The organism is Confluentibacter lentus, from assembly GCF_002806995.1.
In the GTDB taxonomy this organism is placed as follows: domain Bacteria; phylum Bacteroidota; class Bacteroidia; order Flavobacteriales; family Flavobacteriaceae; genus Confluentibacter; species Confluentibacter lentus.
In genome coordinates this window covers 254,392-265,394 of sequence record NZ_NIHE01000004.1, presented here as the reverse complement: position 1 = coordinate 265,394, position 11,003 = coordinate 254,392, and the positions used below count along the sequence as shown (strand labels likewise).

General features: G+C 36.1%; 11 protein-coding genes. 8 read left to right on the top strand and 3 right to left on the bottom strand.

The window, feature by feature from the left end:
- The first annotated feature begins 388 nt into the window (after window positions 1-388).
- The 4 genes from CDH50_RS10220 to CDH50_RS10205 are packed head-to-tail and all read left to right on the top strand — an operon-like array spanning window position 389 to window position 1,997.
- Window positions 389-823 carry a VOC family protein gene (locus tag CDH50_RS10220; RefSeq protein WP_100612172.1) on the top strand — a complete coding sequence of 145 codons (435 nt, stop codon included), beginning with the start codon at window positions 389-391 and terminating at the stop codon, window positions 821-823.
- Window positions 824-868: 45 nt separating this feature from the next.
- Window positions 869-1,087, top strand: a complete 219-nt coding sequence (locus CDH50_RS10215) for a DUF4287 domain-containing protein (protein ID WP_100612171.1) — start codon at window positions 869-871, stop codon at window positions 1,085-1,087.
- A gap of 16 nt (window positions 1,088-1,103) precedes the next feature.
- Window positions 1,104-1,478: a VOC family protein gene (locus tag CDH50_RS10210; RefSeq protein WP_100612170.1), complete on the top strand. Its 375-nt coding sequence runs from the start codon at window positions 1,104-1,106 to the stop codon at window positions 1,476-1,478.
- Window positions 1,479-1,502: 24 nt separating this feature from the next.
- Window positions 1,503-1,997, top strand: coding sequence for a DUF7000 family protein (locus CDH50_RS10205; protein WP_100612169.1), 495 nt, complete (start codon window positions 1,503-1,505; stop codon window positions 1,995-1,997).
- Window positions 1,998-2,081: 84 nt separating this feature from the next.
- Here the strand turns inward: CDH50_RS10205 and CDH50_RS10200 are convergent, their stop codons facing one another.
- On the bottom strand, window positions 2,082-2,450 hold the full coding sequence (locus tag CDH50_RS10200; RefSeq protein ID WP_100612168.1) for a cupin domain-containing protein: 369 nt from the start codon (window positions 2,448-2,450) through the stop codon (window positions 2,082-2,084).
- 736 nt (window positions 2,451-3,186) lie between these two features.
- Here CDH50_RS10200 and CDH50_RS10195 point away from each other — a divergent pair.
- The 4 genes from CDH50_RS10195 to CDH50_RS10180 all read left to right on the top strand — a co-directional run bounded on the left by CDH50_RS10195 (window position 3,187) and on the right by CDH50_RS10180 (window position 7,459).
- Window positions 3,187-3,819 carry a hypothetical protein gene (locus CDH50_RS10195; RefSeq protein WP_157804970.1) on the top strand — a complete coding sequence of 211 codons (633 nt, stop codon included), beginning with the start codon at window positions 3,187-3,189 and terminating at the stop codon, window positions 3,817-3,819.
- Between the two features lie 138 nt (window positions 3,820-3,957).
- On the top strand, window positions 3,958-4,923 hold the full coding sequence (locus tag CDH50_RS10190) for a hypothetical protein (protein ID WP_100612166.1): 966 nt from the start codon (window positions 3,958-3,960) through the stop codon (window positions 4,921-4,923).
- Between the two features lie 132 nt (window positions 4,924-5,055).
- Window positions 5,056-6,339, top strand: a complete 1,284-nt coding sequence (locus CDH50_RS10185; protein WP_100612188.1) for an NAD(P)/FAD-dependent oxidoreductase — start codon at window positions 5,056-5,058, stop codon at window positions 6,337-6,339.
- A gap of 88 nt (window positions 6,340-6,427) precedes the next feature.
- The gene (locus CDH50_RS10180) at window positions 6,428-7,459 is read left to right on the top strand and encodes an LLM class flavin-dependent oxidoreductase (RefSeq protein ID WP_100612165.1); all 1,032 of its coding nucleotides are present in this window, start codon (window positions 6,428-6,430) and stop codon (window positions 7,457-7,459) included.
- A 91-nt stretch (window positions 7,460-7,550) separates the two neighbouring features.
- Here CDH50_RS10180 and CDH50_RS10175 read toward each other — a convergent pair whose 3' ends face one another.
- Together CDH50_RS10175 and CDH50_RS10170 are read right to left on the bottom strand one after the other, a co-directional pair.
- Entirely contained in the window at window positions 7,551-10,097 is a 2,547-nt protein-coding gene (locus tag CDH50_RS10175; RefSeq protein WP_100612164.1) for a TonB-dependent receptor, read from the bottom strand.
- On the bottom strand, window positions 10,087-10,998 hold the full coding sequence (locus tag CDH50_RS10170) for a FecR family protein (RefSeq protein ID WP_100612163.1): 912 nt from the start codon (window positions 10,996-10,998) through the stop codon (window positions 10,087-10,089). The genes CDH50_RS10175 and CDH50_RS10170 overlap by 11 nt, the downstream gene beginning before the upstream one ends.
- Between the last annotated feature and the right edge of the window lie 5 nt (window positions 10,999-11,003).

The window sequence follows — 11,003 nt, the reverse complement described above, 5'->3', positions numbered from 1 at the left end:
CACAACCCAAGTTCTCGATATGCTACGCAATCGAACTGACAAACTAACTCACATATAATTAACAACCCTCATGTCACTTCGAGTGATTTTCGAAGCATGAGAAAATTGTATCGAGAAGCCTCACAACCTAAACGCCATTACGAGGAACGAAGCAATCTCACCACGTCATTGCGAACGTAGTGAAGCAATCTCATGAAAAGGAACTAAAATTAAAAAGATTGCTTCGTCGTACCTCCTCGCAATGACGAACAGATTGCTTCGTCTCGCCTCCCTCGCAATGACCTGTCATAACCAGCCCCTTTTTTTACGCTTTTACACCCTAATAAAGTCATAATTAAATTTTACTTTTAAATATTCAACAAGTCAGAACAATTAAAAACTAAAAATTATGGCACTCATCAATCCTTACATTAACTTCAACGGCAATGCAGAAGAAGCCTTCCTTTTTTACAAATCCGTTTTTGGCGGAGAGTTTGTAAACATCGTACGTTTTAAAGACATGGCAGAACACTTTCCTGTAGAAAAGAAAGAAGAAAACAAGATTATGCACATTGCTTTACCTATTGGCAGTAATGTTTTAATGGCTAATGATGTTCCTGAAAGTATGGGGCGTGTTAATGAAAATGAAAACCGTTCTAAAATAGCCATTGGTGCAGAAAGCAAAAAAGAGGCTGAGAAATTATTTTATGGCCTTTCCGCAGGCGGTACTATTGAAATGCCAATAGGAGATAGCCCTTGGGGTTCTTATTTTGGGATGTTTCGTGATAAATATGGTATTGAATGGACGGTAGATTATGACCCAAGACATAAAGGAAAAATATAATGATTTCCTATTTTTACTGTAACAAACTAAATCATTAAGCATTTTATGTCATTTCAAGCCTATATAGACAACATAAAAGCCAAAACAGGCAATAGCCCAGACGATTTTAAAAAACTGGCAGAGCAAAAAGGGTTTATGCAAAACGGACAACTTATAAAAACCATTAAAGCCACCGAAATCACCAATTGGCTTAAAGCCGCCTTTGAATTAGGTCACGGACACGCCATGGCGATTTACGCCACCTTTAAAGGGAAAACCGAATAAAAAAAATATAAAGACAATGAACCCAAAATTTGAAGCAGGTATTAACATTGCCATTAAAATACCCAAAAACAAATACGACCAAACAGTGGCTTTTTACAGGGATATTTTAAAGCTGAAAGTGGAAGAAAAACCTATTGATAATCCAACGGTTTCACGTACCCACGAAGTGATGTTCGGAAATAATGTTCTTTGGTTAGACTGTGTAGATAACTACACCCATTCAGAAACATGGTTACAGCTTACCGTGCCTAATATGGAAGAAGCAACAAACTATTTACAACTAAATGGTGTGGAAACATGTGATGACATTGAAGAACTCCCCAAAAACATGCACTGGATTCAAGACCCAGCAGGAACCGTATTCAACGTGCAAGAGAGACGTATAACGTAAATTAATGAATCAGGATTTAGCTAAATGAAAGAATTAAATTATTACGTAGATGCCTATAAAGAACAGCTTAAAAAAGGTGACATTCAAGAAGCCTATACAGCGCTTGTTAAGTATGTAACGCGACTTGGAACGACGCTTTCCAAGAATGTTTCTGAAAGCTATTCATTTGGAAGCCTTTTCCAAGGATATATGGATTATACCTACTTCTATTACTCCAACGATTTCTTGAAAACGAGAAAACTAAAAATGGGCTTGGTATTAAATCATTCGAAAATGCAATTTGAAGTTTGGCTTTTAGGACAGACCATTCCCATCCAAGAAACATACTGGCAGTATTTTAAAACAACGAAGTGGAATGCACACAGAACAACCAAACCACAATATGCCATTCTTGAGACCGTCATAATTGAAAATCCAAACTTTAATGATTTAGAGATGCTCTCTAAACAAATTGAAGACAATTTGGTGCTTGTATCTCAAGAGATTATACTAGACATAAAAAGAAGTAACCTAAACTAACAGCACTAAAAATCGGCAGTTCTGTAATTTTAAGTCTACCAAGAGTGGTAACCATCAACCACAAACCAACAACCAACAACCACCTTATTTATAACCACTTTTTATCACCGTTAAAATTAATTTAAACCGTCCGTTAGGCTTAATATGGCTGGGTTTATCGGCAGGTATTAAAATACCATCACCTGTTTGAAGTGTAGAAGCCTTACCATCCACCTCAATAATGGCGCTACCATCAATAAGTTGTACATAAGTATCGTAAGGGGAGGTGCGCTCATTAAGGCCTTCGCCGCTGTCAAAAGAGAGTGCGTTTATAGATCCCGTAGATTTTTTCATGATGGATTTGCTCACCACAGAATCATGCTCATATTCTATCAACTCCACAATAAAATGGGCATTGCCCTTATCAATCGCGCCATCTTTGCTTGGCAATTTTTCCAGTTCTTTAGTATCCATGAGGTCTCAATTTTAAGGGCAACTAGGCTCGTATCACAAATTTGAGGCTATTATATTGACAAACAGTTACATAATTAAAGGAAAAGGTTGTATCATTCTTGCTTTTAGTTGCCGCTAGTAGCGAATAAAAATAAATTATAACTTCAAACTACCAAGCAAAAATTCTCAAGGTTCTAACAGAACAACGCCACACCAAATTAACACTCATAATCTCTATAAATAGCTAATATTTATACTGTTATAACGTGACACCATTTGAGACGATTTGACACAATATGGGACGATTTGGGACGATATGAGACGATTTGGGACACTTGCCAAAAAAACAGGGGTTTTGTTCGAGTGTTGTTCGAGATTCGTTCGAGGATGGGTTTGGTGTATTTTTTAAAAATGGGAGGTTGTACGAACAAAGCCCGAACCAAACTAAAACCCATGTGGAGCAGCGTCATTGCGAGGCACGAAGCAATCTCATGAGGCGGAACTAAAACAAACAGATTGCTTCGTCATACCTCCTCGCAATGACGGTATAGCTTCAACGCATAAGACCATTTATAAAACCTAAGCGCATCGTATTTTTAAAATAGTAAGGTAGTATTTGGATATATTGTAAGAAAAGACTGATATTGATTTATGCATCAAAGAAGCACTAACCATTATTAATAATATGAAAATTAATTACATTATTAGCATTGGACTTATAGTCCTAACAATCTCTTGTGGAAAAAGCAAAAAGGAAATGGAACAGGAAAAAGCTCAAATTGAACTTGAACAAAAAGCCTTAGAGGAAAAAAAGAGAATCCATTTAGAAAAAATTGAGGTTGGAAAATCTAAATTAAAAATGGATTTAACCAAAGAACTTGACCGACTTAATAAATTACTTGAAGAAGAAAATAGTAAACTGACAGAAATAAATTCATTTCAATTTGGTCGTTCAAGCTCAGAAAAGGAAAATCAACTTAATGAACAAAATAAAAAAATTAGATACATAACAGATTATATTTCGAAATTTGAAAAAGGAATTTCTCTAATTAATTTAAGAGAATCATTTGATTTTCAAAATACGCCAGAAGGTGTAATTAATCATGTATTTCAATCAGCAAAAAATAGAGATTTTAGTAAATTGAGGAATTTGTGTGATCCATATGGAGAAAATGACATAGACACTCGTGGAATATGTTTAATAGAAATGCAACCGACTGAAATGCAAAACCAATTTGTTGAAAGCTTTGAAAACGGTAGAATTATGGGCAATCCGAAAATTGAAAATGAAACAGCTGAAATTGAAATTGCTTTTGGCCCAAGCTCAGATCGATTAGAAAAAATAAAAATGGTTAAAAGAATGGAAAAGTCGTACATCTTAAGTTTTTAAGGATAGCATATAATAGCCATTCAAATTAAAACTATATAAGTCAATACTTGCGAGTATCTATTCGGTTTTTATTTGCTAGATTTAGTGATTAACCACGGAATTAATCATGCGCGAACACGTTACAAAATATTTTAAAAAATGAACTTAAATTTTCTAAAAATCTGTGTTGGCATAATTTTAATTTCGTCTTGTAACTCACAAAAAGATAGTGAAAAAATGGTTATTTCAGGTAAATTGTTTTCTTCAAAATCGAAAATGATTTATTTAAATAAGATTGATCATTTCGATTATTTCAATGATGAATACACAATCGATTCAACCTCGGTTTCTGAAAATGGAGAGTTTAAGTTTAATAGCCAGAATCTAAGTTCAGAATTGGTTTCCTTGTCCACGGAAAAATTTCAACCCTATACTTATCAAATATATAGCGTTGCACCTGAAACTTATTACTTTGGAAATTGTGCAAAATTTTTTATTGCTATTCCTACGTTTTACATTTCGAATGAAAAATCCATTAATATAAATTGGCATGAAACTAATGACATTGACTCAATAAGTAGCCCTGACAATACCGGGATCCTACAAGTTAAACTTAGAGAGTTTTATTTAAATTCAGATAAAATGGATGTTAGTAAATTGGATTATGATAAAAAAATTGATTTCAAAACAAATTGGGAACAAATGCTAATTGAAAAAGAATTTGATTTAAAGGCTGCAAATTTGGATAATATTCAAAATGAAAACAGTTTTGACAACTATTTATATTCAGAAATTTATCTAGGGCACTTAAACAGGTATTTAAAATGGTTTGAGCATTACTTTCCTGATACAGTAGGTACTTTAGTAGGTAATCCTAGTTCGGACACTTTTTATTCAAACATATTTTTAGAATATAACAAACATACATGGAACTCTAAAAGCCTTGAATATTACAAATTTACTGAGCGTTACGTTAATCATTTTATGAATCTTGAATCAAAGAAATTTGAAAATTATTATGAACCATCCGAAAAAAAGAGAAAACTAGCGGAAAAAGTATTAGAAGGAAAAAATGAAAAAATATATTTGACTTTAATTGACAAACAAATGAAAAAAGTTATTTAGCAAATGGTTACCAATTATAAAACAATAACCAATAAAAACTGAGATTAAACCAAACTTTCTTAAACCAGCTTAACATATACCACGCCTCATTTAACTACCTTTGCAATACATGAATTAAATGGCAAGATGGTTATGAAAAACACTAAAAAGCTAGTTGTTGTTGGCGGTGGTTTCGCAGGCTTAGAATTGGTAAAAAGAATAGGTAATAACCCCAATTACCACACTGTTTTGGTTGACAGTAACAACTATAATTTCTTTCCGCCTTTAATTTATCAGGTATCCACCGGTTTTATGGAACCTTCTGCCATTAGCTATCCGTTCCGTAAAATTCTACGGAGATTAAAACATGCCAATTTCAGACTTGGCTCGCTTATAAAAGTAGTCCCTGAAGAGAACAAAATACTATTAAGTAACGGTGAGTTGGATTATGATATTTTGGTGATGGCAACCGGTACGGAAACCAACTTTTTTGGCAACAAAAATATTGAGGAAAAAAGTTTGCCCATGAAAACCATTAGTGATGCCTTGTCATTACGGAATGTGATTCTTACCCGCCTTGACCGTGCCACGCGCATCCATGACCTAGAAGAACGGAAAAAATACCTAACCTTTGTTATTGCAGGCGCAGGACCAACGGGCGTGGAGCTTTCGGGCATCTTATCTGAAATGAAAGCGTCCATTATTTTGCAAGATTATCCGGAGTTAATGGCACAAGACCTTGGAGACATTCATTTGGTGGACGGACAGGCTTCTGTGTTGGCAGCCATGTCTAAAAATGCCCAAGCCTACACGTCTAAAAAGTTAGCCGATTTTGGTGTGACCTTAACGATGAATGCCTTGGTAAAGGATTTTGATGGGCAGACCGTGTATTTATCCAACGGCCATGAGATTCCATCTAAAAACCTTATTTGGGCAGCAGGCGTATCGGCAAAAACCTTTGACGGATTCTCAAAAGACTGTTTTGGGGCTGGCAGACGCATGAAAACAAATACGTTTAATCTTGTTCAGTCCTATAACAACATATATGCTTTAGGAGATTGTGCTTTAATTGTTGGCGATGAAAAATACCCCAATGGACATCCGCAATTGGCACAACCCGCATTGCAACAAGCTAAAAATTTAGCAGACAACCTAAGCAGGAAAGATACCAACTGGAAACCCTTTCAATACACCGATAAAGGCTCTATGGCCATCATAGGCAGGAACAAAGCGGTATTGGATTTTCCTAAGCAAAAACATTGCCTAACGGGCTTTGCTGCTTGGCTCATTTGGATTTTTGTGCACATCATGAGTCTTGTCAATTTTAAAAACAAATTAAGAACCTTGTATAATTGGTTAGGTTATTACATTTATAAAGACCAATCCTTTAGAATGATTATAAAACCAACGGAAAGAAAGAGTGAAAAGAACAAGTAACGGTTTTTAATTGTTCATTTATAATCACAGTTGTTTTTTAAATACTAAAACACATGGATGCTTTTTTTAAATATCCATACACAAACCCATGCAAACAAAACATACTAAATACTCTATATTAGACCTCGCCATTGTATCTAAAGGTCGTTCATTACAAGACACGTTTAACGATTCGCTGGCATTGGCACAAGCTGCCGAAGCAGTGGGCTATACGCGCTATTGGTTGGCAGAACACCATAACTCTGATGCTATTGGTAGTAGTGCCACGTCCATTTTAATTGGTAAGATTGCCGAAGGCACCAAACGTATTCGTGTGGGGTCTGGTGGCATCATGTTGCCAAACCATTCCCCATTAATCATTGCCGAGCAATTTGGCACCTTGGGTATTTTATATCCCCATCGCATTGATTTGGGATTGGGACGCGCCCCAGGTACGGATAGAGAAACGGCACAGGCCATTCGCTCCGACTTTTACGAAGCTGCCATGTCTTTTCCAGATAACGTACAACAGATACAGAATTATTTTTCAATAGACAATCTGAATGAAAAAGTCCGTGCCACCGTAGCGGAAGGGGTAGACGTACCGTTGTATATTTTAGGCTCCAGCACCGATAGCGCGCATTTGGCAGCCAAAAAAGGCTTGCCGTATGCCTTTGCAAGTCATTTTGCCACACCGCAATTACTAGATGCTTTGGAGATATACAGACGTGAGTTCCAACCAAGCGACGTGCTTAAAACCCCCTATACCTTTGCCGGAGTGAACATCATTGTGGCTGACACGGACGAAGAAGCAGAACGTATTTCGACCTCGCTTTACAAAATGATTATAGGCCTATTAACAGGAAAACGGGATTTTATGCAACCTCCAACGGACATGACCGATGAGCTGCGCGCCATGAAACAACATCCTTCGGTACAACACATGCTTAAATATACATTTGTCGGCAACAAAGACACCGTGAAGCAGCAAGTGAAAGCGTTTATTGAAGCCACACAGATTGATGAGCTTATTGCGGTAACGAATATTTATGATAGTAATGACCGTATTACATCCTATCGTTTGTTTGCTGAGATTATGCAGGAGTTGAACGTTATGGCGAGGCATGAAGCAATCCCATGATGAAACGACGTCATTGCGAGGCACGAAGCAATCTCATGATGGGGAACTACAATTAAACAGATTGCTTCGTCATGCTTCCTCGCAATGACGATTAAAACCTCACCCTTAAACTAATATTAGGCGTTAAGCCCAGCGATTTATTATCTATTTGGATGGTGGATTCTGAATCATTTGGATCAACCTCATAATATCTATTAATGGTGTTTTCCCTATCCAATACATTTAAAACGCCTGCCCGTAAAGAACCTTTAATGTCGTTTGAGAAGTTAAAATTATAATTTATGGAAACATCCAATCGCATAAAATCCTCTAAATTATTACTATTGGGCGTATCATAATTTACAACCGTTTGGCTACCATCTTCTATAGTTTCGTTACCACTTACAGGTTTTGTGAAGGGTTGCCCGCTACGCCAAATACCACCTACGGACACTTCCAAATTATCAAGCAGATTGTAATTAAACGCTAAGGACACCGAATGCCTGATATCGATGTTATTGGGAAATTTTGAGGGTGTAAACGATTCAAACTCATAATCATTAACACTATAGGTATAACTTAACCACGTGCTGTAGGTACTTGCTGTTTTATTAACCAAAAACTCCAACCCTTTGGCTTCATAACTCCCCGTCGCATTGATGTACTGAAAATTATTATAAAACCCTTGGTTGGACGCCGTGATTCCTTCTACCCTTTTATAAAATGCTTCAACATCTAAAACCAGATTATTCTGATTGAATTCAAATCCGAACGAGGCTTGTTTGCTTTCCGAAATGGGAATGCTCTGTTCATTGGCTAAAATCCATCGTCGGTTTTCAACTCCTAAAAAATCATCTTGAAAATCGACTATTTGTGTGGCGGATTGGTTTTTAAACTCCCCTTGTAATTTTAAGGCAAATTGATTGGAAAGCTTTTGTCTCAAGTTTAATCGGGGCTCCATTAAAAACTTAGCAAACTTCTGAAAATAATTAGCTCGAACCCCAAACCTAATATACGTTTGGTTGTTATTAAATTCCAGTTCACTAAAAACAGCATGGTTAAGCAACACGTCTTTTTTAGTTTTCTCGTAGGATGGTGCAGAAACGGTTGTTTGGTTAAGGATGCCTATTTCACTAAACTGGTAGCCATTTAGTAAATTTAAATGCGTGTTAAGCTTTAACCTCGTATTCATTTTAACACCTGTTTCCAGCACCTCATTGGATTGCGTCAATTTTTGGTCGGTGTCCACTCTATAATCAATCGCATCAACGTTGTATTTGGAGTAAAATGCCATGACATCCGTAGTGAATATGTCGCTCCAAACGGCATTCCATTGGGTCCCTAAACCCATGTTTTCCTGACTTAAATTACTCGTTTTAGACTCTGTTTGATTGTTATTATTGGTGTAATTTTCTGTATAATCCAGATTGTTGCTGATGCCAATAATGTTGGCGCGAAACTTATGGTTTTCATTCAAATCGAATAACAGTTTTGCAGTGTAATCGTAAAAGAAAAACTCTGACGACCGATTGCTTTCACTAATATTATCGCTATTGGTGGTTAATTCACTATCTTGAAAACTACGTTCAAAATAGTTATCGTAAGTAGGTGAGGTAATAAAATCCGTAAACGAGCGTCTTCCAGAAAGGTGCAACGCCAGTTTTTTAGTAATGGGTATTTCCAAAAAAGCATCAGCACTTATTAAATTAACCCCCACACCACCTTGCAATTTATGGGTCAACACATCTTTTGTAGACATATTAATGGTGCTGGATACGCCGTCACTGAATTCACTTGAAGTCCCATTTTTGGTTACGATAACCTTATTTGTTAAATTAGGATTGTATGCTGAAATAAGTCCGAAAAAATGCCCTGAATGGTACATTTTTATGTTATCCCAAAGGATTAAGTTTTGGTCGTTTGTGCCTCCCCTTACGTTAATATTGGCGATACTTTCGTTCACACTTTCAACACCTGGAAGTGCTTGTATGGACTGTAGGATATCTGGTTCTGTTAGTCCGGGTAAAATGCCAAACTTCTCTGTATTTAAAACCGTGCTTCCATCAATCAACTTTTGCAGACCGGTGGTTAAAAACTTGGTAATAAGCACTGGATTGAGGGTTTCCTGACTTTCTTCAAGTGCTATGGTGTTGCAAATACCCTCTTCATTAAATAATGATTCCACACTAAGTTGGTGGCTTTTAAAACCTAAATAAGATATGGTGATTAACGATTTTAAAGGCACATGCTCTAACTGAAACTTACCTTCATCATCTGAAATGACACCTCTATTGGTATGGCTTATATAAATGGAAGCGCCAAATAAAGGTTCATTGTTTACAGCTGAAATCACCGTACCACAAACAGTCATTGTTTTATCAATCACCGACACCGTAATGTAGCGGTTATCTAATGTTTTAAAATTTAAAAGTGTTTTACTATTTAAATAATGTAATGTTTGCTGTAGATTAAAATGGGCGTCTGGTTTTTCAATGGACACATTCACCACATCTTCAGGAGCGTATGAAAATTTTACATCGAACTTATTTTCAATGGATGTAATTAGTTCTGTTAGCGGTACCTTTTCAGAATTGGTTTGACCGAAACAAAATTGAATGAAACATACAAGTATATAAATGATCCATTTTCTACTTTCCATAGTTATATAACGTAACGTTTCTACCTTCTATTTTATAACTCAATTTTAAAGGAATGGTAATGGATTGTAACGCAATATGTTTATCTGAATGTGTAAATGTACCTGTAAATAATTGTGACTCATCTACAGCCTTATAGTCAATGCTCAAATCGTATTGCCTTTCTAATTCACTAACGACTTGGCTTAATGGGATTTTATCAAAACTCGATTCCGCTTGCAACCACGAGGGGTTTTCAGCATTAAAATCATCTACGACTTGAATGGTTCCATCCAGCACTCTGAATGATTTTCCTTTGGATAATTTCAGGGTTTTATTGTTATAAGTTACTGCTACCAATCCTTCATAACATTGTACTTCAAAGTAATTGGGGCGTTCTTTTACGTTAAATTGGGTTCCCAAAACTTCAACTGTTCCTACGGGGGTATTTACCGTAAACTTTTGTCCTTTACTAACTTTAAAAAAGGCCTCGCCACTTAGCTGTAAATCACGCTTATTTTCCCAAGTTTTCTTATTGTACTTTAATGTAGATTGGGCGTTTAAAATAACTTCGGAAGCATCAGGCAACATCACGTTTTGGGTTTGCGCTACGTGGGTTTCAAAAGACTTTGCATTGTTGAAGAATAAAAAATAAGAGGACGCCAATAGCACCACAAAAACAGCGGCAACTCGCATAAACGTTTTAAAGCTTAATGGAATGACTTTAGTGTCTTTTTTAGAACGTTTTCTTTCTTTAAAAGCAGCCAAAGCTTGTTGCGCATCTACTTTTGGCACTTGCATTTGTGAGGCATAAAAAGCTATTTTTTCTAAAGTTTCAAGGTTTTCAGATTGTTTTAAATCTTTAACTTCGTCTTCAGAAAGCTCATTATTTAACCACTTTAATATGTTATGTTCGTTTTTCATTGTAT

Excerpts from the sequence above, each read along its gene's own strand:
- CDH50_RS10220 (WP_100612172.1), top strand. The coding sequence starts at position 389 with ATGGCACTCATCAATCCTTACATTAACTTCAACGGCAATGCAGAAGAA.
- CDH50_RS10215 (WP_100612171.1), top strand. The coding sequence starts at position 869 with ATGTCATTTCAAGCCTATATAGACAACATAAAAGCCAAAACAGGCAAT.
- CDH50_RS10210 (WP_100612170.1), top strand. The coding sequence starts at position 1,104 with ATGAACCCAAAATTTGAAGCAGGTATTAACATTGCCATTAAAATACCC.
- CDH50_RS10205 (WP_100612169.1), top strand. The coding sequence starts at position 1,503 with ATGAAAGAATTAAATTATTACGTAGATGCCTATAAAGAACAGCTTAAA.
- CDH50_RS10200 (WP_100612168.1), bottom strand. The coding sequence starts at position 2,450 with ATGGATACTAAAGAACTGGAAAAATTGCCAAGCAAAGATGGCGCGATT.
- CDH50_RS10195 (WP_157804970.1), top strand. The coding sequence starts at position 3,187 with ATGGAACAGGAAAAAGCTCAAATTGAACTTGAACAAAAAGCCTTAGAG.
- CDH50_RS10190 (WP_100612166.1), top strand. The coding sequence starts at position 3,958 with ATGAACTTAAATTTTCTAAAAATCTGTGTTGGCATAATTTTAATTTCG.
- CDH50_RS10185 (WP_100612188.1), top strand. The coding sequence starts at position 5,056 with ATGAAAAACACTAAAAAGCTAGTTGTTGTTGGCGGTGGTTTCGCAGGC.
- CDH50_RS10180 (WP_100612165.1), top strand. The coding sequence starts at position 6,428 with ATGCAAACAAAACATACTAAATACTCTATATTAGACCTCGCCATTGTA.
- CDH50_RS10175 (WP_100612164.1), bottom strand. The coding sequence starts at position 10,097 with ATGGAAAGTAGAAAATGGATCATTTATATACTTGTATGTTTCATTCAA.
- CDH50_RS10170 (WP_100612163.1), bottom strand. The coding sequence starts at position 10,998 with ATGAAAAACGAACATAACATATTAAAGTGGTTAAATAATGAGCTTTCT.